We start from the raw sequence: 25,083 nt of genomic DNA on the forward strand, positions 1-25,083 counted from the left end.
ATGGCGATCGTCGAGAAATACTGGGACGATGCCCGCGAAGGCGACACGTGCACGAGCCCGACCTACGTCGTGACCAAGGAGCGCATTCTCGCGTATGCCGACCTCACCGGCGACCATACGCCCGTTCACGTGGACGAGGAATACGCGAACGCGAGCCATTTCGGCTGCCTCGTCGCGCACGGGCTGTTCGGCCTGTCCGTGGCCGACGGCCTGAAGACCCAGAGCGACTACCGCTTCCTGCCGGGCATGTCGCTCGGCTGGACCTGGGATTTCCTGCTGCCGATCAAGGTCGGCGACGTGTTGCACGTGACGTTCCGCGTCGGCTCGATGCGGGCCAGCAAGAGCCGCCCGGACTGGGGCATCGTCGTGCTGCCGTCGGAACTGATCAATCAGGACGGGCAGGTCGTTCAACGCGGCGAACATCGGCTGATGGTGCCGCGCCGTCCGGAGGCACCGTGATGCAGGCTCGTCCCCTCGAAGGCATTCGCGTCGTCGACTACAGCCATTTCCTCGCCGGCCCGTATGTCGGGCGCTGTCTCGCGGCGCTCGGCGCCGAAGTGATCAAGGTCGAGCGTCCCGGCGCCGGCGATGCCGGACGCCAGCACGCGACCGTGCTCGACGACCAGCAAAGCGGCTACTTCCTGCAGCTCAACATGGGCAAGCGCGGCGTGAGCGTCAACATGAAGGACCCGCGCGGCAAGGCGTTCATGCAGCGGCTGTGCGACTCCGCCGACGTCTTCATCGAGAACTATCGGCCGGGCGCGCTGGACAAGCTCGGGCTTGGCTATGAAGAACTGTCGGCGCGCAATCCGGGCCTCGTCTACTGCTCCATTTCGGCGTACGGCCACACCGGTCCCGATGCGCATCGCGCAGGCTTCGGGCTGATCGCCGAAGCCAAGAGCGGGATCATGCAGATGGTCGGTACGCCGGGCGAGCGCCCGCCGCTGCTGCGTATTTCGCTCGGCGACATGTACACCGGCATTCATGCGGTCGCGGCGATCAACGCCGCACTGCTCGGGCGCGTGAAGAGCGGCCGCGGGCAGCACGTCGACATGGCGCTGTACGACACGCTGGTGTCGATGCACGAATACGCGGTGCAGTGCTACACGCTGAAGGGCGTGCTGCCCGAGCAGACCGGGCACGACATGCCGACGTCGACACTCTATGGCGTGTTCCGCGCCGCGGACGGCGATCTCGTGATCGCCGCGCAGGTGGACGACGCGTGGAAGCGCTTCGCCGCGCTGATCGCGGCGCACGGCGGCCCGGCGGGTTTCGGCGCCGACACGCGGTTTCACGACAGCACCGGACGCAACGCGCACCGCGCGGAGATCCTGTCGGTGGTCGAGCCGTGGGTGGCCGCGCGTTCCGTCGCGTCGGTACTCGACCTGCTGGACGGCATCGACGTGCCCTGCGCGAAAGTGCAGCGCATCGACGAGGTGTTGAACGATCCGCAGATCCAGGCCCGAGGCATGGTCGTCGAGCAACAGCATCCGCGCTACGGGACGCTGCGCCTGCCCAACCTGCCGTTCCGGTTTTCCGATTGCGATACGACGATTCGCGACGTCGCGCCCGATCTCGGGCAGCACAACGCGGAAGTCGCACGTTCTCTCGGGTTCGATGCGGCCGAAATCGATGCGATGCAGGCCGACGGCGTCCTCTATTCGAAAGCGAGCCAACGATGACTGATCAATACGCGGTGATCGGCAATCCGATCGGGCATACGAAATCCCCGCTGATTCACGGCCTCTTCGCGCAAGAGACGCGGCAGGACCTCCGCTATACGGCGATCGAGGGCCCGCTCGAGCCGGCAGGCGCTTTTGCTGCCGCGGTGCGTGCGTTTTTCGAGGGCGGCGGCAAGGGCATCAACGTCACCGCGCCGTTCAAGCTCGACGCGTTCGCGATGTCGGATGAACGCAGCGAGCGTGCGCAGCTCGCGGGCGCGGCCAACGCGCTCAAGTTCGACGGCGATCGCATCCTGGCGGACAACTTCGACGGCATCGGACTGGTTCGCGATATCGAAGCGAACCTCCATCTGCCGATGGCCGGCAAGCGTGTGCTGGTGCTCGGTGCGGGCGGCGCGGCGCGCGGCGCGCTGTTGCCGTTCCTCGAAGCCGGCCCGGCGGAACTCGTGATCGCGAATCGCGACGTCGACAAGGCGCGCGCACTGGCCGCGCAGGTCGCCGGGCGCGGCCCGCTCGTGGCCGGCAGCTACGCGGACCTCGCGCGGATGGGACGTTTCGACCTGGTCGTCAATGCGACGTCGGCCAGTTTGACCGGCGACCTGCCGCCGGTCCCGCCGAGCGTGTTCAGCCCGACGGGAACCGCCTACGAACTCGCGTATGGCAAGCGACTCACGCCGTTTCTCCGGCTCGCGAAAAACGCGGGCGTGCACGGGATCGCCGACGGCGTCGGCATGCTGGTCGAGCAGGCGGCCGAGGCGTTCGCATGGTGGCGCGGCGTGCGCCCCGCGACCAGTTCGGTGATCGACCGGCTGGCCGTGCCGTTCGACTGAACACGCGATGGGGATCGGCATGCAGGCGATCCCGATGCACGACGGCATCGAGCGCGACGGGGGCGGCAGGCGCGATCGGGTAGACTCGGCGCGTCCATACGAACGCGCCGCGCCGAGCAACCGTGCCTTGCCGCCGCCCTCTTCCCACGCCCGAGACCGTGCCGAACACCGTCATGCCGGACACCACGCGCCCCGCTCGCCTGAACTTCGCGTTCATGTTGCCGCTGCTGCTGGCGGCCCAGCCGGTGGCGACCGACAGTTACCTGCCGGCACTGCCTGAAATCGCCGCGACGCTGGGCTCCGCCAGCGTCAGCCTCACCGTTTTCGCATTGATATTCGGTGTCGGACAGTTGCCGATGGGCAGTCTGTCCGACCGGTTCGGCCGTCGTCCCGTCTTGCTGACCGGCCTGGCGCTCTATGCGCTGACCGCATTGGCGGCGGCGCTCGCGTCGACCGCCGCGATGCTGGTGGCCGCGCGGGCGATGCAGGGCTTTGCCATGGCCGCGATACTGGTATGCGCCCGTGCAACCGTGCGCGACCGGTATTCGGCGGGCGACGGCCCGTACGTGATGGCGCGCGGTTTCATGGGAATGGGGATGATGGCGTTCCTCGCCCCGATCGTCGGTGCGTATGTCACGCAGCATGCCGGCTGGCGATGGGTACTCGCGGGGATGAGCCTCTACGCGTTCGGCTTGCTCGTCATGTGCTGGTACGGCTTCGAGGAAAGCGCCGCCAGAATCGCGCCGCGCCGGAATTCGACCGGGGACGTGCGCGAGATATTCGGCAATGCCCCGTTCAGGGTATGGACGCTGCTGGCCGCGTCGACGTACACCGGCATGTTCTGTTTTCTGCTGCTTTCTCCGACGATTTACATCCGGCAGTTCGGCATCTCGCCGCAGCGATACGGCTGGATTCCGGCAAGCGGGACGCTCGTCTATGTGCTGAGTACCTTTGGCTGCCGGCAGTTGCTGCGACGTCAAAGCATGCTGCGAACGGTGCGCCAGGGGGCGACGTTGAGTCTTTCCGGGGCTGTGATCCAGGCTTTGGGGTGTGCGCTGCTTCCCGGCAACATCTGGCCGCTACTCGTCGGGCATGGCGTGTATTGCCTCGGCCACGGGATTCATCAGCCGTGCGGGCAGGCAGGCGCGGTCAGCGGCCTGCCTCACCTTGCCGGCCGCGCGGTATCGTGGTCCGGCTTCATCATGATGTTCTTCGCTTTCAGCGTGGGACAGACAGCGGCGGTTTTCACCGATCCGCGCTATCTGTCGGGCGCGTGGCCGATGGTGGCGCCGATGCTTGGCGTCGGCGTCACGCTGGTTACGATCGCGTTTGCGTGGTTGCCGAGAATTGGTGACGCGAATTTGGGGGTGGCAGCGGTTCCGGCGCGGGCGGTGGACGGGCGGTGAGTTGGGGCGGAGCGGTAATCAAATGGACTTGCCGAACGTGACGCTCGGCAAGAACGCTACCATCATCGGCGCATCCATCCGGTGATGCAGCAGTACCTGCACCCAGTCCGACAGGCGACGCGAGCGAACCTGCGCTCGCGCTTTTTCGGATCGACCGCTGCCGAGCCGCTGCGGTCAGTGGTATCGACCGATAGCCGTCGTTCATTCACTTCTAAACATCTGCGCAGTCACCATTTAGCTGTTTGTAATTCGTACTCCTGCGCTTATTAAGCGCTGCAGAAACTGATTCCGTGCCACAGATGCGCTAGCCCAAAGATTGACAAGTTCCCCCTCCCAAAGAAGAAATGTGGCTCTTAGCGGTATGTAGATGTATGCGCTCATGCCGCAACGAAGCACTGTGGCGCAACACCCAAGCACGTCATCTGCTTCGCTGGCCTCGAAGAGTTGGCCAAAGCCGCCCCACGGGTTTAGCTTGCCGGAGCATGTCGATTCCATTTCCTCCAATAGTGAATTCTCAAGCTCCCCATACCTCGACCAATCCGTGACCTGGAGCAAACAGGTTCTCGGCGGCTCAAGATAGCTGCGAATGCCGTCGACAATCACGGAAGCTGCCCCATCGGTTTCCGGCACTGCGAATTGCAAATACGATGTGCGGCCTAGTCCGGCCTTCCCGTACGGCGCTTCAATACATTCTTCGTTTTTCAGCCACGTCGAACAATCTGAAGGGGACAGCGATTTCATGTCGGTACCCGAGCATGTTGCGCAAGTAGGAGGTAGATCCAATTGTCGACCAATTAAGTGGTCGCGTCTAACGTCTGAAATTGGCCGCACGTGAAACCGCAACGGCATCCGCCGTGATCTTAGAAAGGGAGAAACAAGTCGTCCTTCGGATACGGCAGCGCCAGTTCCGGCATGTCATGCCTTCCAAAATATCGAGTTGACGTGGTTTCAGGATCGCTTGGTATTCCTGAGCCATCAATGATTTTGCATTGGAACAGAGTCACTACGTATTCGACGCGGTCGCCACGTGGATACGTGTATCGAAACAGTCGTCCGCCAAACACGCTGAGAATGCCGTGAATGCGGATTGCATATCCGGTTTCCTCCATGACCTCACGGAAGATGGCCTCTTGCGGGCTTTCGCCCAGTTCAACTCCACCAGCGGGAAGACTCCACGCCTCTCCAGACGACTTCTCCTGAAGCAGCAATTTGCCTTCATGGTCGTGAATCACAGCTGCAACGGACGGACTCAAAATCAGATCGCTTCCAACCTTCTTTCTCAGCCGACTCATGTAGCTTTCGTTATCGATCTGCTGTGACACCTCCCCCCCCCACAATGAGATTGTGGCCGGTCCGATTGTCTGGGATCCCAGCAACTTTGTCGAATGTCTCAAAATGGCCGTCAGCGGAATCATGCGTCTTGCATCGCTGGGCGAACGAGCATCTAGGCAGCAGTGGCCTGAACAAGACGCAGACCCCACCCAGTGTGCAACGTACCGTCTTCGCTTTGCATGGGCGCGAACGCCGACAACAGTTCACTTTTGAACTGTGCGCGCGCCGCTTCCGACATCCGGTCGGCATCGTAGGTGTCCAGCATGTCCAACCACAGCTGCTCGGGTGTAGGTGCCCAGTCGATTTCGATGTCTTCAAAAGCCACATCAACAAAATCGGGCTTTAGTAGTTCTTGCCACCCCGCTTCACTGCGTGTGCGCGCATCACCGAGCCGCAACTCTGTGAGCTGATCCTTCGCGATTGGCTTGAAGATGTCCAAAAAGACTTCGCCGACCTTGCCAGTCAAAAAGCTCCGCCCGACGATAGCGGAAAAGCTGCCGCCGTCACGCAATACCCGGCGAATCTCTCGAACAACTTGTTCGATATCGTCCATCAACATGAGAGCCATGTGCGACAGCACGTAGTCTACCGAGCCGCTATCGAGCGACACTTCTTGTGCACGCTCGTTGAGCAATCGTACTTCGTGCGGCAATATTCTCCGAGCCATGCTCAACTCGCCATCGCTGATGTCTATACCAATTAGCTTCGTTGCTGCATGCCCCCTGTCGTTCAGAATTTGCAGCAATGGCCCATCACCACACGCCAGATCGAGCACAGTCCGCGACATCGCGTCATTCGGTACACGATTCGCCAGCGCGTGATAGGAGGACGGGTATGCTGCCTGCGCAGATCGTGCAGGTCGATTACCGTAGGCTCGACGCGTTGCTCCTGCCCGGCGGCGGTGAAAGTCTTTCAAATATATTTCTGTGTGCGAGGTCATTCTTGCGCCATTCGATTGTTCGCTAGTTGGGAGCACTCGTGACTCTAAAGGCTGAACCCCGAGCGGATTGTCGACGAACCAGATCACGATGTCGAACATCTCAAAATGGCCGGCGGCCGCCCCCCACCGCCCCTGCGACGTTCGACCGACAACCTCGGACCGTGGCTGTGCAGCTCGGCGTCGAGCTATGTGACGGAACAGTGGATTTCGCCAGACGGCGGGGCTCATCATGCGCTGAGCGTGCCGCGGCGCTACCCCTCTCGGCATCGATCCTGCCCTGCACGCCCGGCCCATCAACGCGACGTACCCTCGTCCCGCCTAGCCCCCCGCCACCAACACATCCGACAACTTCAGCACCGGACAATGCGCCCCCGCGCCCGCAACGGCATCGCGGTACGTCTCCGTAACAGCCGCCGCGATCGCACGAGCCGCGTCGACGCCTTCCGCCATCGCCGAGTAGTACGACAGGTCCTTGAGCGCGTTCGCCATATGGAACGGCAGCGCGGACGTGTCGCCGGTCTCCAGGAACGGACGCATCCGGTTCAGCGCGGCGCCGCCGCCACCGCCGTTTGCGAGCACGTCGGCGAGCACCGCGACGTCCACGCCCGAGCGCTTCGCGCACGCAACGGCTTCCGACAGCAGCGCGATGGTCCCGAGCGAAACATAGTTGTGCAGCAGCTTCATGCTGTGGCCGGCCCCGACATCGCCGACATGCGTGATGTTTTCCGCGAAGCACGCGAGCACCGGCCTGATCTCCGCGAACAACCCCGGCGTCGCGCCGACCAGCAGGTTCAGCCGGCCCTCGTGCGCCTCCCTGGCGCCGCGCGTCATCGGCGCATCGACGAAGCGCCCGCCTGCCGCTTCGACGAGCCGCGCCATTCTGACCGTCGACTCCGGAACGGCGGTCGAACAATCGACGACGATCGCGTTGTCCTTCAACCCGGCCAACACGCCGTCTTCACCAGTGAGCACCGCCTCCACTTCGGGCGAACCCGTCACGCAGAGGATGACGACGTCCACTTGCGCGGCCAGTTCGCGCGCGGTCCGCACGGTCCGCACGCCGCCGCGCAGCAGTTCGTCGAGCGGCTGGTTGCCCGGATGCTCGACGACCGTGAGCGAATAACCGTGCTTCAGCACGTTGCGTGCAATACCATGCCCCATCAAACCCACGCCGATCAGGCCAATCTGCTGTTTCATTTCATTCCCGTCAAAAGATGGCGCCACGGCGCAGCACCGCGGCGAAATGGATTGCCGTTACCGCTCGACCAGCCGCGCCGGCAGCAGCATCGTGAGCACGATGCCCAGCAACAGGCACCCCACCATCACGAACAGCGGCGCGGCGAGACCGCCCGACATCTGCTTCAGGTAGCCGACCGCATAGGGCCCGAAGAAGCCGCCGAGGTTCCCGAACGAGCTGATCACCGCGATGCCCATCGATACCGACGCGGTGCCGAGCGCCGCGGTCGGCATGCTCCAGAACAGCGGCGGAAACGAGATGAGCCCCGCGTTCGCGATGCAGAGGGCGAACATGCCGAGCCACAGCTGATCGTGCCAGACGACCGACAGCCCGAGCCCGGTCGCGCCCATCAGCAAAAGCGCGGCGACGTGCAGCCGCCGCGCGCCGCGCCGGTCCGCGCTGCGTCCGAACAAGACCATCACGACCACGGCCACCGCGTTCGGCAGCGCGGCGAGCAAGCCGATGACGAAATCGCTGCCGATGCCCATCTGCTTGATCATCGTCGGCGCCCAGAATGTATAGCCGTAAATCGCGAACACGTCGAGAAAGTAGATCACGCAGAACGCCCACACGAGCCAGCTCGAGAACAGACCGCGGTGATCGGTCGACTCGGTCGTCGCACGATCTTCCGCCAGCACGCGCGCGAGGACGGCGCGATCCGCGGGCGAGAAGCGCTCGCTGCGCGTGACGTCGTCGTCGAGCCCCTTCCATACGTAGAAAGCGGCCAGGAATGCCGGCAGCGCCTCGAGGATGAAGATCCATTTCCAGCCCGGTATCTGCATCGCCCCGTCGAAATACTGAAGAATGAAGCCGGTCAACGGCGATCCGATCAACCCGGCCAGCGCGAGCGCCGCATAAAACATCGACAGGATCCGCGCGCGCCGCCGCCCCGGGAACGAACGGGCCATGTAGAGCACGATGGCCGGGATGAAGCCGGCCTCGGCGACGCCGAGCAGAAAGCGCATCACGTAGAACTGCATCGGCGTGGACACGAACGCCGTCAATCCCGACACGACGCCCCACGACACGACGATCCGCGTGATCCAGCGGCGCGGCCCGACGCGCACCAGCAGCATGTTGCTCGGCACCTCGAAGATCACGTAACCGAGAAAGAATATCCCCGCACCGAAGCCGAACACCGCGTCGGAAAAGCCCAGATGCTGGCTCATCTGCAGTTTGGCGAAGCTGACGTTCACGCGATCGATGTACGACGTGACGTACGCGAACATCAGGATCGGAAGGATTTGCACGGCGAGCCGACGAAAGATCCGGTCCTCCTGGGCGAGGTCGTGCGCCGATGCCGGGGCCGCGAGCTCGCCCGGGTTGCAGGTCGCGTCGATTTCCACGTTTGTCTCCGAAAGTTCATGGATGGCCCCGCGTGCATGCTTGCGTCGTCACGCGTGCAGTCGCTGTCGATATAGGTGTGTGCGACAGGGGACGGTTCGAATCTACCCGGCTGCCCCGCCCACCCGATATGCGAAATCCTTCAAGCGGCACTTCGAATATCTCGAACGCACGCGCGGGCAGCTATCGTACCGTGCAACGCACAAGCCATCGGAAACGGATTCCGCCCGTTGACCGCCCGCACGACACGGGCCTTCGCGGCATGACGGCGGCGTCGCGGTGTGCGGCGCACCATTCGCGGCCGGTCAGAGCCAGTCAGGGTTAGCACCACTTCGCCCGATGCCGTCGCGCGCGGCGATGGATGACATACTTGCCGCAGTTTCAATCGGAGCCTGCGCTTGTTCGATCTCACGTCCCTCGCCCTGTTCGTCCGTGCCTCCGAGCTGGGCAGCCTGTCGCGCGCCGCGCAGCAGTCCCACATGTCGCTGTCCACCGCGAGCCGCCGGATCGCGCTGCTCGAGCATCACTTTCGCGTGGTGCTGCTGAACCGCACGGTGGCCGGCGTCGAACTCACGCCCGCCGGCGAAGCGCTGTTGCGCCACGCGACCGACCTGCTGCTGCGCACCGATGCGATCTACAGCGAACTATCCGACTATACGAAAGGCGCGGTCGGCCGCGTCCGCGTGTTCGCGAACATCTCGGCGATCAGCCAGGATCTGCCCGATCAGTTGCGTACCTTCTCGCAACGCTATCGCGACATCAAGCTGCAGATCAGCGAGCTGAGAAGTTCCGACATCCTGCAGGCGCTGCGCGAAGGCCGCGCGGACGTCGGCATCGTCACGTCGCGCACCGCGCCCGAGGGCATCCACCTCGCTCCTTACTGCATGGACCGCGCCAGCGTGGTCGTCCCCGACGACTACCCGCTCGCCGGCGATTCGATCGACTTCAGCGCGTTGCTCGACCACGATCTGGTCGCGCTCGACGACCGCTCGGAACTCACGCGTTCGCTCGTCAGGGAAGCGGCGCTGCTCGGCAAGTCGGTCCGTTTCCGCGTGCAGGTGCAGAGCTTCGAAGCCATGTGCCGGCTGATCGCCGCAGGGCAAGGCATCGGCATCCTGCCCGAGCGCGCGGTCGCGCTGTTTCGCGAACCGATGCGCCTGCGTTTCATTCGCCTCAACGATCCATGGGCGAACCGCGTCATGTCGGTCGGCATTCGCGCCGGCTCCGTGCCGCTGCCGACGCGCAAGCTGTTCGAGTTCCTCGCATCGTTCGCGCCGCCTTCGCTCGTCGCCGGTGAAGCCGGGCAGTCGAACGACTGACCGCGCCGCCCCACGTCCGCGCGCGCCGGCGTGTTGCAGATTTTCGAAGGTCCCGTTCACGGATCCGCACTTCCTTCCGGCGCCTGCGACGCAGTAGATTCGACGGACAGATTCAACAGTCCGCCGGTTACCGCAACGGAAGAGACACGGGAGACATGCCGACGCGATCCGGGGTGACCGGATGCAGCGTCGCGTATCGAAGGCCGCCGCGCAGCAGTTCGATGCGGTCCGGCTCGCGCACCGTCCCCGTGTCTGCCCCCGCCGTGCGGGGCGCCGGCTTCGGCATGGAGGCTTCCCGCAACATGAAGAACCCGCACCGCATCGCGGTCATCGCCGGCGACGGCATCGGCAAGGAAGTGATGCCCGAAGGCTTGCGCGTGCTGCGCGCTGCCGCGGACCGCTTCGACATTCCGCTCGTGTTCGACGAATTCGGCGACTGGTGTACCGATCACTACGTTCGCCACGGCACGATGATGCCGGCCGACTGGGCACGGCAGATCGGTGCGCACGACGCCATTTTCTTCGGGGCCGTCGGCGCGCCCGATATCGTGCCGGACCACGTCGCCGTATGGGAATCGCTGATCAAGATCCGGCGCGAGTTCGATCAATACGTGAACCTGCGGCCGGTTCGCCTGATGCCGGGCGTGCCCGCGCCGCTCGCCGGGCGCCAGCCGGGCGACATCGACTTCATCGTCGTGCGCGAGAATACGGAAGGCGAGTATTCGTCGGTGGGCGGCCGGATGTTTACCGGGACCGACCGCGAGATCGCCGTGCAGCAATCGGTTTTCTCGCGCGTCGGCGTCGATCGCGTGCTCCGGTTCGCATTCGAACTCGCCCGCTCGCGCCCGCGCAAGCAACTGACGGCGGCGACGAAATCCAACGGCATCTCGATCACCATGCCGTTCTGGGACGAGCGCGTCGCGGAGATCGCCCGATCGTTCCCGGACATCGAAACGCGCAAATATCACATCGACATACTGTGCGCGCACTTCGTCCAGAATCCGGATCGCTTCGACGTCGTCGTCGCGTCGAACCTGTTCGGCGACATCCTGTCCGACCTCGGCCCCGCCTGTACCGGCACGATCGGCATCGCGCCGTCGGCGAACCTGAACCCGGAGCGGCGCTTCCCGTCGCTGTTCGAGCCGGTGCACGGCTCGGCACCCGATATCGCGGGCCGCGGCATCGCGAATCCGATCGGCCAGATCTGGTCGGCCGCGTTGCTGCTTCAACACCTCGGTCGCGGCGAATCGCGCTACGAAGCCGCGGCCGCCGAAATCGTGGCGGCCATCGAATCCGTCCTCGTCGCCGGCCCGCGCACCCGCGACATGGGCGGCACGGCCAGCACCGAAGAACTGGGCGCCGCGATTGCGCACACCGTCGCGAATCCCGCATCGATCGAGGAATGACCCATGCAATTTGATCACTACATCGACAACGCCCGCGTCGCGCCGCATACCGGCGCGCGGATCGACGTCGTCGACCCGAGCACCGGCGAACCGTTCGCGACGATCGGGCGCGGCGACGCGACGGACGTGCAGCACGCCGTGTCCGCCGCACAGCGCGCGATGGGCGACACGCTCGACGGCCCGTGGGCGAAGCTGTCGCCGGTCGAGCGCGGCAACTTGCTGTTCGCGTACGCCGCGGCCGTCTCGCGGCATGCCGACGAGCTCGCGCAGCTCGAAGCGCGCGACACGGGCAAGGCGCTGAACACCGCACGTACCGACGCAGCGGTGCTCGCGCGCTACCTCCAGTACTACGCCGGATGCGTCGACAAGCTGCACGGCGACACGCTGCCCTACACCGCCGGGTTCACGGTATTGACGGTGCGCGAACCGATCGGCGTGACCGGCCACATCATTCCGTGGAATTACCCGATGCAGATCTACGGTCGCTCGGTCGGTGCGTCGCTCGCCGCCGGCAATGCGTGCGTGGTCAAGCCGGCGGAGGATGCGAGCCTGTCCATTCTGCGGCTGGCCGAAATCGCGGCCGAGGTCGGCTTTCCGGCGGGCACGGTCAACGTGGTCACGGGGTTGGGCGGCGAAGCCGGCGCGGCCCTGTCGGCCCATCCCGGCATTCGCCACATCTCGTTTACCGGATCGACCGGAACGGGCGCGCTGGTCGGCCGCGCGGCCGCCCAGCGTCACTGCCCGGCGGTGCTCGAGCTGGGCGGCAAGTCGCCGCAATTACTGTTCGACGATGCCGATCTCGACCAGGCGCTGCCCGTCATCGTCAACGCGATCGTGCAGAACGCGGGGCAGACCTGCTCGGCCGGCAGCCGCCTGCTCGTCCAGCGCGCCGTCTACGAGCGCGTGCTCGATCGTCTCGCTCAGCAATTTGCGCGGCTGCGTTCGGGGCCGCCGTCGATGAATCTGGAGATGGGGCCGCTCGTCAATGCGAAGCAGCATGCCCGGGTCCGGGCCATCGTCGAGCGCGCGCAGGGCGACGGCATTCGCGTGGCGGCGCGCGGCACCATCGCGGCCGGCGCATCGGGTGCCGGCTACTACCAGGAAGCGGTCCTGTTCCGCGACGTGCCGCCCGACAGCGAACTCGCTCAGGAAGAGGTATTCGGCCCCGTGCTCGCAGCCATGCCGTTCGACGACGAAGACGCGGCGGTCGCACTCGCGAACGGCACGCAGTACGGCCTCGTCGCGGGCGTGTGGACGCGCGACGGCGCTCGCGCGCTGCGGCTCGCGCGCAAGCTGCAGGCCGGACAGGTCTTCATCAACAACTACGGCGCCGGGGGCGGCGTGGAACTGCCGTTCGGCGGCGTGAAGGCAAGCGGATATGGCCGCGAGAAAGGCTTCGAGGCATTGCTCGGCTTTACCGCGCTGAAGACCATCGCGATCAGGCACGACTGAGCGTCGCAACGGTGCGACGGTCGTGCGGGGCCGCCGCCGGAGAATCGCCATGTCTCGACTGATCATCGTGACCACTGGCGCCATTGCGCGCGATCGGCGCGTGGGATCCTGCCGCGCGCGACGCGTATGACACGTTGTCCATACTCGCCACGCGCCTCGCGAAGAACGGGCAGGTTCACGCGTAAAAAGCCGGGGCCTACGATCCATCGCCAAGCCATCAACCGATCGTTTGCGCAAACGACTTCAAATACTTCATGCCCGTGTCGCACATGATCGTCACGATCGTGGCGTCCGGGCCGAGCCGTTCGGCGAGTCGCAAGGCGGCGGTTACGTTGGCGCCGGTCGACATACCGCAGAACAGCCCCTCCTCGGCGGCCAGTCGGAACGCCATGGCTCTCGCGTCCTCCGTCGTGACGCGCTCGAGCTCGTCCGCGATGCCGTCGCGCCAAAGCGGCACGACATAGCCCGCGCCGATTCCGTCGATCTTGTGCGCGCCGGTCGGCCCACCCGACAGCACCGCCGATTCGGCCGGCTCGACACCGGCGATCCGGATGCGTGCGTCATGCTCGCGCAAGCGCCGCGAAATCCCGCGCAGCGACGCAGCCGTGCCGACGCTCTGGACGAAACCGTCGAGACGGCCGCCGGTCTGCTCCCAGATCTCGTCGGCCATCTTCGTATAAGCGTCGAGCTGATCGGTGTTTTCCATCTGCGCGGTGATGTATGCGCCCGTCTCGCCGGCAATCCGATGCGCCTCGCGAATCATGTCCTTCGTCAGCTTTTCGGTTTGCTTGCCGTTGTCGCTCGGGACGAGCGTCAGCTTCGCGCCAAGCAGGCGCATGTGATCCAGCTTCTCCTTCGAGAACGCATCCGATGAGACCAGATGCAGCGGATGCCGCTTGACGGCGCACACCAGCGCGAGCGACACGCCCGTGCTGCCGCCGGTGTACTCGACCACCGCGCCGCCGGGCTTCAGACGCCCATCGCGCTCAGGCGCTTCGATCATCGCGAGCGCGATCCGGTCTTTCATGCTGCCGGTCGGATTCTGACTTTCGAGCTTGACGAACAGACGCGCACCGTTCTTCGGGACAACCTGTCGTAACGGGACGAGCGACGTGTTGCCGATCGTGTCGAGGATGCTGCCGGGAGTCGATTTCATATTGACCTCTTAAGTAAGCGAACGGGCAAGACCAGGCGGGGAACGGTCAGGTCGCATGGCCGAGCAGCGCGACAGCGAACGTGAGCGTTGCCGCGAAACCGGTCAGGAAAGCGATCGTGCGAACCACCGGAATGCCTGCGGCGTAGACGACGTAGTGAACCAGCCGCGCCCCCAGATAGAGCCTGGCCGAGAACACCGTCGCCGGACTGCTCGCTCCCGTCATTGCGCACATCAATACGAGCGGAGCGAACACGGCGAGATTCTCGATCGCGTTCGCATGCGCGCGCCGTGCGCGCTCCGCCCACGGCGGATCAGGCGGGAAGGACGGATCGGGATTGCTCAAGGCCGCCATCAGGCCACGCGTGACGATTCTCGCCAGCATGTAGGGGATCCACATCAGCAGCGTCGCGATCGCGGTCAGCGTCAGCAGGTGAAGTTCTGGCGAAAATGTCATCGGATTGGCCTCTGTCGGACCGAGCCGCAGGAGGGGCCTGCGGATGCCGGAAATGCTTCGCAGTCTAGACGCGGGACGAGGTCGTTCGCCATAGTCATAAATGACATTAATGGCGATATTTACGACATCCCTTCGACACGGAAGCCGCTATCCGTCCGACGGGAAATCCGCTGCATGGGCGGGCGTAGCGCAAGCGCGCCACGCGTCGCCCGCCGCATTCAATCAGACCGTACGCGACACCAGCTCGCCCAGAACCGTGTCCAGCTCGACACGGCCGCGCAAGATGCCGTCAGGATTACTTTCGAAATCGATCCAGCCTTCGTTGAAGCCGTCCAGCATGCGCATGCGCGGGAGAGGATGCTTCATGCCCTGCGAGCGGAACAGTGCTTCCCACGTTCGCCTGTCGACGGCCTCCGCGCGCACGTCACGGCCCAACACGCGAGCGAAGGCCTGCGCGAGATCGTTGGGGCTCACCCGGTGCGGCCCCTCGAGCTCGACGACGCGCACCCCGCTCCACGTCTGCTGCAGCAGTTCCGCCGCAACGCGGCCCACGTCCGCGGTCGCGACCATCGGCACGGGCTTGTCGAGCGGCTGCAGGTAACTGGCGACGACGCCCTCGTCGCGCGCGGACGCGACATCCCACGCGGCGTTCTCCATGAACCAGCCGGGCCGCAGGAACGTCACCGGCATCGGCATCTCGCGCAGCGTCTGCTCCATCAGCATGAGTTGCGTGAGCAGATTGGTCTCGTCGGCCTGCGCGCCGATCGTCGACAGGCACACGACCTTTTCGGGGCGCGCTTTCAGAAGCGCGGCGGATACGGCCTCGATCACTTTCCGCGCTTCGGGAAACCCGGGCGCCGGATCGAACACCGGCGGCAGCAGGATGAAAACGCCCGTCGCGCCGGCGAACGCGGCGGCGAGCGACGAAGGATCTTCCATGAAGGCGGTCGCCATCTCACACCCGCGCTCCGCCCACACCGCTGCCCGCGTCGTGTCGCGCACCACTGCGCGCACCGACCGACCCGAGGCCAGTAGCTCGCGCGCCAGCGCGCCGCCGACCTGACCGGTGATTCCCGTGATTGCATACATTGCTCGTTCTCCGTGTGTGAATACGCGGATCGCATTGTCGACAAATGCCGACCAAAACAAAACGACATGGACGGCATCAGATAAGTGACAACGCGTCATCAATTCGGCATGATCGACACCGACGCCCGAATGGCTGCGCTGTGCGGCGTTGGCGTACCGGCCTTCAGTGGGTCGCGCGCGATTCGCCATCCGTATTCACTCGAACAACCATGAGATCCAATAGCGAGAAACTGTCCGGCAGCATCAGCGTATTCGCCGCCGTGGTCGATGCCGGGACGTTCTCGGCTGCCGCCGACGTCATCGGCATGACGCCGCCGGGCGTCAGTCGAGCGATTGCGCGGCTGGAAAAAAGGCTCAACATCCGGCTTTTCAACCGAACGACGCGGTCCGTCTCGCTGACGGAAGAAGGGCGCCGCTTTTACGAGCAGGTGATGCCCCATCTCGCCGGGCTGGAGGAAGCCGCGGCGGCGGCGGCAGGAGGCGTCTCCGCCGTGCGCGGCAGGCTGAGGATCAATCTGGATCCGGTCGTCTACCGGGCCATTCTCGGGCCACGGCTCGATGCGTTCATGGACGCGCATCCCGACCTCGAAATCGAGCTCATCGCGCGAGACAGCCTGGGCGACCTCGTCACGGACGGCTTCGACCTCGCCGTGCGATTCGGCGAACCGCGCGCATCCAGCCTGATCGCGAGAAAGCTGCTCGATACCGGCGTCGTGACGGTCGCGGCGCCCTCGTACATCGCACGCCGGGGGCGGCCGGCCAAACCCCAGGACCTCGAAAACCGCAGCCACCGCTGCCTGGAGTTTCGCAATCCGGAGACAGGCAAGCCGTTCACGTGGGAATTCCATCGCCGGCGCAAACGCATCGTGGTCGACACCCGCGGACGCCTGACGGTCAACGATCCGGGCGCGCTGCTCAATGCGTGCCTCGCCGGGTCCGGCATTGCGCAGATGCTGCTGCTCGGCGCCGAGCCGCTGATCGCCGACGGCCGGTTGATCAATCTCTTTCCCGAATGGGCCGACGAGCGGTATCCGTTATACGCGTACTACCCGTCCCGGCATCACGTGCCGGCCAAGACGCGCGCGTTCCTGGATTTCGTGGTCGAACTGACGGGCATTCACGGGGGCGTCGGCGCGCGCTAGTGCTGTTCCGGCGGAACCCACGGAGCCTCGCTTCGGCATTCGCAGCGACGGTCCTCGAAGCCGAAGCGCTCGCCATTGACGAAGCCATGCCGATCCGTACCGGGGGCGCTACCGATTCGCTACCGATTGTCGGCACGCAATTCCCGCACCCCACGGCCGAGCCTGCGACGCAACAAGGCCCGCAACGTCGCCGAATCCGCGTAGCCCACCTCGCTTGCGATCGTCTCCAGGTCGTAACCCATCGACACGAGTGTCTGCGCCCGTTCGATTCGCAGATCCTGGAAGAACGCCAAAGGTGACTTCCCGAGTACCGCCTCGGTACGGCGCTGCAACGTGCGCGGTCCGACGGCGAGTGCGGCGGCCGCCGTCTGCAGCGAGAAACCGAGGGAAAGATTCTCGCGGGCCCAGCGCTCGAATCGCGCGATCAACGGATCGGCGTGCGCAAGGTAATCCGGAATGATGTATTCGGCCTGTGACGAACGCTTGTCGATCAGCATGAAGCGAGCCACGAGCGTCGCCAGTTCGGGACTGGCCTGACGCAGCAACCACAGCGCAAGGTCGAGATGGCCCATGGCCGATCCTGCGGTGACCACGCGATCCGCGGCGACGACCATCCGCGAATCGTTCAGATCGACTGCCGGATAACGTTGACGGAAAAAAGGCGACAGCGACCAGGTCGTTGTCGCCTCGCGATGATCCAGCAGCCCGGCTTCGGCCAGCAAAAACGTACCGATACAAGCGGCGGCGACGCCGACGCCATCGGCATGCCACGCACGAAGGTGCGCCATCGCATCGCACACGTCCCGACGCCGCAGCGTCTCGATCAGGCGCTCCGGCTCTCTGATACCGGGCGCGGGCACGGCCACCCAGTCCGCGTGGCGTACGCTGCTTGCCGGCTCCACCAGCATCGACAATCCATGCGCGGTACGAATGCGTTTGCGCACGCCAGCCACCGTCACCTCGAAGGGCGGTGCGGCGAAGCCTTGGGCGGCAGCCAGTTCGTTGGCCATCGCGAAGGTATCCAGCAGTACCGTCAGCCCGGTATCGAACAGGCCCTCGAGGGCCAGGATCGTCAATCTCATGTCGCAAATACCACTATTAATGTCATTTACGACTATAGCCCGGTTTCCGGGCGAAGCCTAGACTGCGTGGCAACGCGATGAAGACACCGGCCGCCCGGGGTTTCAACGACATCGCACGTTTCATCTCGACCGCATCGGACCTGCACGTACGGATGCGGTTGCGGTCCTCCAACCTTCTTGCTGGGAAACACTCGACATGTCCAGAACCATTCTGATCACCGGCGCCAGCAGCGGCTTCGGCCGCGACACCGCGGAAACGCTCGCGCGTGCCGGGCACCGGGTATTCGCCTCGATGCGTGACGTCGCCGGCCGCAACTGGCCTCATGCCGATGCCCTCCGGGCGAGCGGCGCGCATGTCGTCGAACTCGACGTGACGGACGATGCGTCCGTCGAGCGCGGCGTCGCTTCCGTGCTGGACAATACCGGGCGTCTCGACGTCCTCGTCAACAACGCAGGTATCGGGTCGGCCGGCGTTTCCGAGGCGTTCACGACCAAGCAGGTACAGGCACTCTTCGACGTGAACGTATTCGGTATCCAGCGAACGTCGAGAGCGGTATTGCCGACCTTCAGGAAACAGGGTGAAGGCCTGATCGTGAACATCGGCTCGATACTCGGCCGCGTGACGTTTCCGTTCTTCGGTCTCTACGGCGCATCGAAGTTTGCGATCGAAGCGTTGACTGACAGCTACCGCTATGAATTGTCGACGTTGGGCATCGACGTCGTTCTCGTTCAACCCAGCAACTATCCAACGCATATCTTCGCCAGCGCGCAGCGGCCCGCCGACGCCGCGCGCGCCGCCGGCTACGGTGAAGCCGGTGCGATTCCGAACAAGATGGTGGAGAGGTTGATGGCGTTGTTCGCGAGCGACCACGCGCCGGACCCGCACGACGTCGCCGACGCAATCGTGCAGCTCGTCGAACAGGCAAACGGCACGCGGCCCGCCCGTGTGGTCGTGGGCCAGTCGTTCGGCGCCGACGCCCTCAACGCCCAGGCAGCATCGATCCAGGCGCAGACGCTGGAGAGCCTCGGGCTGGCGCACCTCGCCCAGCCACAAGGGCGGTCCGCGGCGGCTTGAAGATACGTCCGCGGCAGAAACAACGCCGGCCGGCGCCACGGCGACAACACACGCCAACGCGTTCCTGCGCGCACTGACGACGATCGACGCGAACGCGTGTCCCACGTCGCGTCGATCCCCCTCAAATCTGCTGCTGGCCGCCGTCGACGAACAATTCGATGCCGTTCACGAAGCTCGCGTCGTCCGACGCCAGGAACAGCGCCGCGCTCGCGATCTCTTCCGGCTCGCCGAGCCGCCCCATCGGGATCTGCGCCGCCAGATAATCGGCCAGCCCCTGCCGCTGAGCCGCATCGTCACCGGCGAGATCGAGCAGGCCGGGCGTGCGGGTCGCGCCCGGGCTGATCGTGTTCACGCGGATGCCACGCTCCTTGAGGTCGAGAATCCAGCTGCGTGCGAAGGCACGCACCGCCGCCTTCGAAGCCGAATACACGCTGAACGCAGCGGTGCCCGCGCTACCCGCCGTCGAGCCGGTCAGAATCACCGATGCGCTATCGGCGAGCAGCGGCAGCGCCTTCTGCACCGTGAACAGCACACCCTTCACGTTTCGGTCGAAGGTTTCGTCGTAGTGCGCTTCGGTGATGCTGCCAAGCGGCAGCATCGAACCACCGCCGGCGTTCACGAACAGCACGTCCAGGCGCCCCTGTTCTTCGTTGATTTGCGCATACAGCGCATCGAGTTCATCGAGCTTCGTGGAATCGGAACGCACGCCGGTCGCGTTGCCGCCGGCTTCGCGGATGCGCTTCACGGCGGCATCGAGTTCGGCCTGGCGGCGGCCCGTGAGATAGACGTGAGCGCCTTCCGCCGCGAAGCGTTGAGCGGTGGCCAGCCCGATGCCGCTGGTTGCGCCGGTGACGAGTGCGATCTTGTTGTCGAGTTTGCGTGCCATGGTATTGCTCCTTTCAGTGGGTCAGCAGTGTTTGGGTTCGGTGTTACGTGCTGCGATGTGAGGAGAATATCGACGGGCTGATCTTTTCGAAATAGAATCAATCGCAAACAAACGTTGCAGAAATGAAAAGATGAAGAGAAATGGCGCACCTACCTGATTTCGAAGGGCTCGCGATGTTCGCGAAAGTGGCCGAGCACGGGTCGTTTGCCGCCGCGGCGCGCGCGACCGGGGTGTCGGTCGCCACCGTCTCGCGCGGGGTGGCGCGTCTGGAGGAGCGGCTCGGCGCGCGGCTGTTCAACCGCACGTCGCGCCAGCTGTCGCTGACCGAGTTTGGCCGGACGATCAGCGAGAAAGCCGGCGAGATCTATCGCCAGGCCGAGGAGGCGGAAAGCTCGGCGCGCGAGATGTCGGTGCAGCCGCGCGGGCTGGTGCGTCTGGCCGTGCCGATGTCATTCGGGCTGCGCTGGGTCGCACCACTGCTGCCGGGCTTCTTTCGCGCGTATCCGGAAGTGTCGATCGACCTGCATTTATCGGATGCGTCGGTCGATCTGATCGCCGATGGATTCGACGCCGCGTTGCGGATCGCCGCGCTGCCGGATTCGTCGCTGGTCGCGCGTCGGCTGTGCGCGGTCACGCAACTCGTGGTGGCATCGCCGGAATATTTGCGGCGCGAAGGGCGACCCACGCATCCGAGCGAGTTGGCGGATCGCCCGTGCCTCTCGTACGCGTATCGCGCGCGGAGTGCCGTATGGCGCTTCACGAACGACGCGGGCGACGAGGAGCCGGTGATGCCGACGGGCCCGCTGCGCGTCACCAACGCCGATGCGCTGTTGCCGACGCTGCTCGACGGGCTGGCGATCGCCGAGTTGCCGGAGTTCATCGCCCATGAATATCTGGCCGATGGCCGCCTCGAAGCCATTCTCACCGACTGGTCGCTGACGAAGGGCGGTCTTTATTTCGTTACGCCGTCGGCACGGGCACGCCCGGCGAAGGTGACGGCATTGTCCGACTATTTCGCCGAACATCTGGGCAATCCCGTCTGGCGATGGCCGAAGTGATGGTCCGGCAGGTGGCGGAGTCGGGCACCCTGCCCCATGACCGCGCTGTCACCTGATGCCCCGGCCCCGCTCCATCAAGACCGCTGCCGCCCGAAAGCGGCCGCACGTCACGTCGACCTCGCGCTTCCCGCCTTTTGCGAAGGACAACTGCCAAGGAGCTCGACCAGCCGTGTCTCGCATCCGGAAAACGCGTACCCGCGCCGCTGCGAAATCATGAACGTCAGCGGACGCATGTGCCACGCACGCCGCTGGAGCTCGACCAGCGTTCCGTTCGCGAGGTCTGCCTCGACCATATGGCGCGGCATGTGCCCCCAGCACAGGTTTCCTCTGAGCAGGTCGTGCTTCGCGCCGAGATCGTTCACCCACCACTGGCGTTCACTGGCGACGCCTTGCTGGGTCTTTTCCGCATCGGGCTGATTGTCGGTGACGACGAGCTGGATGTGCCGGCCGAATTCCTCCCGCGGAATCGGCTTCGCCCATGCGGCCAGCGGATGCGCTGGCCCACATACGGTCACCATTTGCGCATCGAGCAAATGATGCCGTTCGATGGTGCCCGGGCTCAGCTCGGGCACGTCCGTGATCGTCACCGCCAATGCGCACGTGCCCTCGAGAACCAGGCGCTCGCCGCCCTGCATGGTCGTCATGCGCAGATTGATTGCAATCGTTGGAAATTCCGCCTGCAGCGTGCGCAGGCATTCGATCAGATGCGCACGCGGGAAATAGGTGTCGATCGAGATCGACACCTGCGGGACGCCGGTTTCGGCGATCGCAACCGCACGCATCTTCATTTCCTCGGTGCGTGAGATCACCCCGCGCGCATCGGGCAGCAGGCTGCGGCCGGCGGCCGTGAGCGTCGCCTTGCGCGTGTTGCGCTCGAACAGCACCACGTCGAATGCGCTCTCGAGCGCGCTGATTGCATGACTGATCGCCGATTGCGCACGCCTCAGTTCCCTCGCGGCGCCGGAAAAGCTTCCCTGGTCGCACACGGCGACGAACGCGCGAAGCTGATTGATGGTGACGTTGTCCAGCATATATCTATCTAAAAAGTAGATGGCACTTATAGATATTCAGTCAGTTTTCTTCATGAATCAAGCGCGCCAGAATCGGGCTCGTCGATTTCGTTTCGAAGGACGCATGACATGAACAGACTGAATGGAAAGACCGCCGTGATCACCGGCGGCGCAACCGGCATCGGCCGGGCGGCGGCAAAGCGCTTCATCGAGGAAGGCGCGTTCGTCTTCCTCTTCGGTCGCCGGCAGGCGGCGCTCGACGCGGCAGTGGCCGACCTGGGGCCCCATGCCCGCGCGATGAAGGGCTCGGTGGCCGAACCGGCCGACCTCGACCGGCTCTACGCGTCGGTAAAGGCGGAGCGCGGGACCCTCGACATCGTCTTCGCCAATGCGGGGACGGGCAGCCCGCTTCCGCTCGGCCAGATCACCACCGGGCACATCGACGACACGTTCGATACCAATGTGAAGGGGACGATCTTCACGGTCCAGAAGGCGCTGCCGCTGATGCGCGCGGGCGGGTCGATCATCCTGACCGGCTCGAGCGCCGGCACCACGGGAGCCCCGGGGTTCACGGCCTACAGCGCGAGCAAGGCCGCGGTGCGCAACCTCGCCCGGACCTGGGCGGAAGAGCTGAAAGGCACCGGCATCCGGGTCAACGTGCTGTCGCCCGGTGCGACGGCGACGGAACTGGCCAAGGAAGCGCTCGGCGAAGAAGGCCAGAAAGCCTACGGCGCGATGACGCCGCTCCAGCGCATGGCCGATCCGGCAGAGATCGGCGCGGTGGCCGCCTTTCTTGCGTCGTCGGACAGCAGCTTCATGACCGCCAGCGAGGTCGCCGTCGACGGCGGCCTGGCGCAACTCTGAGGAGAGGCACCACATGACCCAATCGCTAACAGGCAAAACGGCGCTCGTGACCGGCGCGTCACGCGGCATTGGCCGTGCGATCGCCGAACGTCTCGCCCGGGACGGCGCGACAGTCGCACTGACCTACAACGCCAGCCAATCCGGCGCGGACGAGGCGATCGCTGCGATCGAAAAAGCGGGCGGCACCGCGTTTGCGATCCATGCGGATCTCGTCGACCCGGCGAGCGTGCCGGCCTTGTTCGAAAGACTCGACGACGAACTCACCCGGCGCACCGGCAGCAAGACCCTCGACATTCTGGTCAACAACGCAGGCAATTCCGGCTGGGTCGGCTTCAAGGACGCGACGCCGAAAAGCTGGGACACGCTGATGGCGGTCTACGCCCGCGCGCCCTTCTTCATCGTCCAGGCCGCGCTGGATCGCCTCGCCGATGGCGCGCGCATCGTCAACATTTCATCCGCTGCCGCCACGAAGCCCGTCACGGCGGCGCCCGTCTACTCGATGGCGAAAGCGGCGATCAACACGCTGACCCGGACGCTCGCCATCGAGCTCGGGCCGCGCGGCATCACCGCGAACGCCGTCGCGCCCGGCTTCACGCGAACGGATGCGAACGCCGCCTTTCGCGAGAATCCTGAACTCGTCAAGGCGGTCGAGGCGCAAATCGCGCTGGGCCGCTTTGGCGAGCCTTCGGAAATCGCGGCCGTCGTCGCGTTTCTCGCGTCCGACGACGGCCACTGGGTGACGGGCCAGACGATCGAGGCGAGCGGCGGTTACAAGCTCTGAGCACACCGGAAAACGAAGGAGAAACCCATGCGTTACGCCATCATCGGCTTCGGCAAGATCGGCCACGCGCTTGCCAGCGCGTTCGCCCGCAACGGTATCGACGTGGCCGTTGCAACCACGCGCGACCCGGCAAGCTTTGCGGCCGATGCGGCCGCGATCGGACCGACGATCACGCCCACGAGCCTGGCGGAAGCCGTCAAGGCAGACGTCATCTTTCTGGCGGTTCGTTTCGAGTCGCACCCCGCGGTCGCCAAAGCGCTGGCCGACTGGAACGGGAAGACCGTCATCGACACGATGAACACGCAGGCCCCGCTGGACGAACTGGACGGTCTCCCGTCCTCGGCCTTCGTCGCGAAAGCGTTCACCGGAGCCCGGCTGGTGAAAGGCTTCAACCATCTGGTCGCGGCCGTCCTTGGCCAGGACCCGGCCGTCCACGGCGGCAGGAGAGTCGTGTTTCTGGCGAGCGACGACGACGAGGCCGCGGCGGACGTGAGCGCGCTTGCGGAAAAACTCGGCTTCGCGCCGATCCAGCTCGGCGGGCTGTCGGAAGGCGGATGGCTGGTGCACGCGCGCGGAAAAAGCTGGGGACGCCTGATCTTCAAGGACTTGATCAGGTTTGACTGATCAAGCTCGATGTCCGGGCATTCCGCCGGGACGAGACGAATGGTCGGTTGCCCGGCGCGGCCGGGCGCCGGCCTATCCTGCCTGCAAGACGGCTGGATCGATCTCGCGCGCCGTCAGCCCGAATCTCGCCATGCGGGCGCGATGGTCGGGCGAGCCGAGATAGGCACGAAGTCGCCGATCAAACGCGTCGAGAAGACCCCGGTTTTCCCGGTTGAACGAGAACGCGCCCAGCGGAGGCGTCCGCTGTCTGCCGTCGACATCCGGCTCGTGCGCGACGGCCTCGATCAGTGCGCTGCCTATCCGGCCCGCCACGATTCGATTCCCCAACGCGGTGCTCGCATACGCGTCGATCACGCCGGAGAGAACGGCCGCGATCGCGTCGGCCTGCTGTTCGAAGACGACGATTTGCCGCCGGCTCACGCCTGACGCCATCGCGGAATCATGCTGGACCTGTCCGGCAATGATGCCGAGGCGCGCATCGGGACGTTGGGCGATCGACGCATAACTCTTGAGCGCCTTCGGGTTGCCGGGCCGAACCAGGAAACCGTCCTCGATCCCCCACACCGGCACGCTGAACGCGACGGTATGGGCTCGCTGCGGCGTCACGAAGAGCGGCACATTCATGTCCCAGTGACCTGACGCAACGCCGGGCAGCAATTCGCCGAACGTCGTCGCGCAATACTCGATCCGGGTGACGCCGATCTGCCGGAGAATCATCGCCGCGAGTTCGAGATCGGCGCCGGTAGCCGTGCCCTCCGCTTCGGTCCAGCCGAATGGCGGTTCTTCGATGTACGCAATGGTCACCTTCATCGCTTTCTCTCGCAAGCCGAAGAATCGATCGGGAATTCATCAGCTTACCGTGGGAAGTCGAGGTCCACGAAGCGTGGACAAAATTAATCCGGGTGTAAGCCAGT

General features: G+C 65.0%; 24 protein-coding genes. 13 read left to right on the forward strand and 11 right to left on the reverse strand.

The window, feature by feature from the left end:
* The 4 genes from CFB81_RS33285 (at position 1) to CFB81_RS33300 (ending at position 3,918) form a co-directional block, all read left to right on the forward strand.
* On the forward strand, positions 1-459 hold the full coding sequence (locus CFB81_RS33285) for a MaoC family dehydratase (RefSeq protein WP_089437969.1): 459 nt from the start codon (positions 1-3) through the stop codon (positions 457-459).
* On the forward strand, positions 459-1,682 hold the full coding sequence (locus CFB81_RS33290) for a CaiB/BaiF CoA-transferase family protein (protein WP_089437970.1): 1,224 nt from the start codon (positions 459-461) through the stop codon (positions 1,680-1,682). Before CFB81_RS33285 ends, CFB81_RS33290 begins: the two co-directional genes overlap by 1 nt.
* Positions 1,679-2,512, forward strand: coding sequence for a shikimate dehydrogenase (aroE, locus tag CFB81_RS33295; protein WP_089437971.1), 834 nt, complete (start codon positions 1,679-1,681; stop codon positions 2,510-2,512). Before CFB81_RS33290 ends, aroE begins: the two co-directional genes overlap by 4 nt.
* A gap of 173 nt (positions 2,513-2,685) precedes the next feature.
* Positions 2,686-3,918, forward strand: a complete 1,233-nt coding sequence (locus CFB81_RS33300) for an MFS transporter (RefSeq protein ID WP_089437972.1) — start codon at positions 2,686-2,688, stop codon at positions 3,916-3,918.
* An 860-nt stretch (positions 3,919-4,778) separates the two neighbouring features.
* On the opposite strand, the gene CFB81_RS33305 is transcribed toward CFB81_RS33300, so the two are convergent.
* The 4 genes from CFB81_RS33305 to CFB81_RS33320 form a co-directional block, all read right to left on the reverse strand.
* Positions 4,779-5,210 carry an NUDIX domain-containing protein gene (locus CFB81_RS33305; RefSeq protein WP_089438181.1) on the reverse strand — a complete coding sequence of 144 codons (432 nt, stop codon included), beginning with the start codon at positions 5,208-5,210 and terminating at the stop codon, positions 4,779-4,781.
* 152 nt (positions 5,211-5,362) lie between these two features.
* Positions 5,363-6,289 carry a class I SAM-dependent methyltransferase gene (locus tag CFB81_RS33310; protein WP_256976412.1) on the reverse strand — a complete coding sequence of 309 codons (927 nt, stop codon included), beginning with the start codon at positions 6,287-6,289 and terminating at the stop codon, positions 5,363-5,365.
* A gap of 219 nt (positions 6,290-6,508) precedes the next feature.
* Positions 6,509-7,387 carry an NAD(P)-dependent oxidoreductase gene (locus tag CFB81_RS33315; protein ID WP_089437974.1) on the reverse strand — a complete coding sequence of 293 codons (879 nt, stop codon included), beginning with the start codon at positions 7,385-7,387 and terminating at the stop codon, positions 6,509-6,511.
* A gap of 57 nt (positions 7,388-7,444) precedes the next feature.
* A complete protein-coding gene (locus CFB81_RS33320; RefSeq protein WP_069619918.1) occupies positions 7,445-8,773 on the reverse strand; it encodes an MFS transporter in 1,329 nt (442 codons plus the stop codon).
* Between the two features lie 396 nt (positions 8,774-9,169).
* Between CFB81_RS33320 and CFB81_RS33325 the strand changes: the two genes are divergently transcribed.
* The 3 genes from CFB81_RS33325 (at position 9,170) to CFB81_RS33335 (ending at position 12,948) form a co-directional block, all read left to right on the forward strand.
* Positions 9,170-10,090 carry a LysR family transcriptional regulator gene (locus tag CFB81_RS33325; protein ID WP_089437975.1) on the forward strand — a complete coding sequence of 307 codons (921 nt, stop codon included), beginning with the start codon at positions 9,170-9,172 and terminating at the stop codon, positions 10,088-10,090.
* A 302-nt stretch (positions 10,091-10,392) separates the two neighbouring features.
* Positions 10,393-11,496 (forward strand): tartrate dehydrogenase, encoded by a 1,104-nt coding sequence (locus CFB81_RS33330; protein ID WP_089437976.1) that lies wholly within the window; start codon positions 10,393-10,395, stop codon positions 11,494-11,496.
* A gap of 3 nt (positions 11,497-11,499) precedes the next feature.
* On the forward strand, positions 11,500-12,948 hold the full coding sequence (locus CFB81_RS33335) for an aldehyde dehydrogenase family protein (RefSeq protein WP_089437977.1): 1,449 nt from the start codon (positions 11,500-11,502) through the stop codon (positions 12,946-12,948).
* A 217-nt stretch (positions 12,949-13,165) separates the two neighbouring features.
* Here CFB81_RS33335 and CFB81_RS33340 read toward each other — a convergent pair whose 3' ends face one another.
* From CFB81_RS33340 to CFB81_RS33350, 3 genes are all read right to left on the reverse strand, one after another.
* A complete protein-coding gene (locus CFB81_RS33340) occupies positions 13,166-14,104 on the reverse strand; it encodes a PLP-dependent cysteine synthase family protein (RefSeq protein ID WP_089437978.1) in 939 nt (312 codons plus the stop codon).
* A gap of 46 nt (positions 14,105-14,150) precedes the next feature.
* Entirely contained in the window at positions 14,151-14,558 is a 408-nt protein-coding gene (locus tag CFB81_RS33345) for an MAPEG family protein (RefSeq protein ID WP_069619914.1), read from the reverse strand.
* A gap of 222 nt (positions 14,559-14,780) precedes the next feature.
* The gene (locus tag CFB81_RS33350) at positions 14,781-15,647 is read right to left on the reverse strand and encodes an NmrA family NAD(P)-binding protein (protein WP_089437979.1); all 867 of its coding nucleotides are present in this window, start codon (positions 15,645-15,647) and stop codon (positions 14,781-14,783) included.
* 209 nt (positions 15,648-15,856) lie between these two features.
* Between CFB81_RS33350 and CFB81_RS33355 the strand changes: the two genes are divergently transcribed.
* Positions 15,857-16,789, forward strand: coding sequence for a LysR family transcriptional regulator (locus CFB81_RS33355; protein WP_069619912.1), 933 nt, complete (start codon positions 15,857-15,859; stop codon positions 16,787-16,789).
* 119 nt (positions 16,790-16,908) lie between these two features.
* Here the strand turns inward: CFB81_RS33355 and CFB81_RS33360 are convergent, their stop codons facing one another.
* Entirely contained in the window at positions 16,909-17,871 is a 963-nt protein-coding gene (locus CFB81_RS33360; protein WP_089437980.1) for a GlxA family transcriptional regulator, read from the reverse strand.
* A 196-nt stretch (positions 17,872-18,067) separates the two neighbouring features.
* On the opposite strand from CFB81_RS33360, the gene CFB81_RS33365 reads away from it, so the two are divergent.
* On the forward strand, positions 18,068-18,946 hold the full coding sequence (locus CFB81_RS33365; protein ID WP_089437981.1) for an SDR family oxidoreductase: 879 nt from the start codon (positions 18,068-18,070) through the stop codon (positions 18,944-18,946).
* A 121-nt stretch (positions 18,947-19,067) separates the two neighbouring features.
* On the opposite strand, the gene CFB81_RS33370 is transcribed toward CFB81_RS33365, so the two are convergent.
* Entirely contained in the window at positions 19,068-19,832 is a 765-nt protein-coding gene (locus CFB81_RS33370) for an SDR family NAD(P)-dependent oxidoreductase (protein ID WP_069619909.1), read from the reverse strand.
* Between the two features lie 140 nt (positions 19,833-19,972).
* On the opposite strand from CFB81_RS33370, the gene CFB81_RS33375 reads away from it, so the two are divergent.
* Positions 19,973-20,890 (forward strand): LysR family transcriptional regulator, encoded by a 918-nt coding sequence (locus tag CFB81_RS33375; RefSeq protein ID WP_069619908.1) that lies wholly within the window; start codon positions 19,973-19,975, stop codon positions 20,888-20,890.
* Positions 20,891-20,997: 107 nt separating this feature from the next.
* Here the strand turns inward: CFB81_RS33375 and CFB81_RS33380 are convergent, their stop codons facing one another.
* The gene (locus CFB81_RS33380; RefSeq protein WP_089437982.1) at positions 20,998-21,921 is read right to left on the reverse strand and encodes a LysR family transcriptional regulator; all 924 of its coding nucleotides are present in this window, start codon (positions 21,919-21,921) and stop codon (positions 20,998-21,000) included.
* A 108-nt stretch (positions 21,922-22,029) separates the two neighbouring features.
* On the opposite strand from CFB81_RS33380, the gene CFB81_RS33385 reads away from it, so the two are divergent.
* From CFB81_RS33385 to CFB81_RS33395, 3 genes are read left to right on the forward strand one after another with little or no spacing between them, the layout of a single operon-like run.
* Entirely contained in the window at positions 22,030-22,764 is a 735-nt protein-coding gene (locus tag CFB81_RS33385) for an SDR family NAD(P)-dependent oxidoreductase (RefSeq protein ID WP_069619906.1), read from the forward strand.
* Positions 22,765-22,777: 13 nt separating this feature from the next.
* Positions 22,778-23,545: an SDR family NAD(P)-dependent oxidoreductase gene (locus tag CFB81_RS33390; protein ID WP_089437983.1), complete on the forward strand. Its 768-nt coding sequence runs from the start codon at positions 22,778-22,780 to the stop codon at positions 23,543-23,545.
* Between the two features lie 27 nt (positions 23,546-23,572).
* Entirely contained in the window at positions 23,573-24,169 is a 597-nt protein-coding gene (locus tag CFB81_RS33395; RefSeq protein WP_089437984.1) for an NADPH-dependent F420 reductase, read from the forward strand.
* A gap of 72 nt (positions 24,170-24,241) precedes the next feature.
* Here the strand turns inward: CFB81_RS33395 and CFB81_RS33400 are convergent, their stop codons facing one another.
* On the reverse strand, positions 24,242-24,979 hold the full coding sequence (locus CFB81_RS33400) for a transporter substrate-binding domain-containing protein (RefSeq protein WP_089437985.1): 738 nt from the start codon (positions 24,977-24,979) through the stop codon (positions 24,242-24,244).
* Positions 24,980-25,083: the final 104 nt, after the last annotated feature.

The organism is Burkholderia sp. AU28863, from assembly GCF_002223195.1.
Classification (GTDB): domain Bacteria; phylum Pseudomonadota; class Gammaproteobacteria; order Burkholderiales; family Burkholderiaceae; genus Burkholderia; species Burkholderia sola.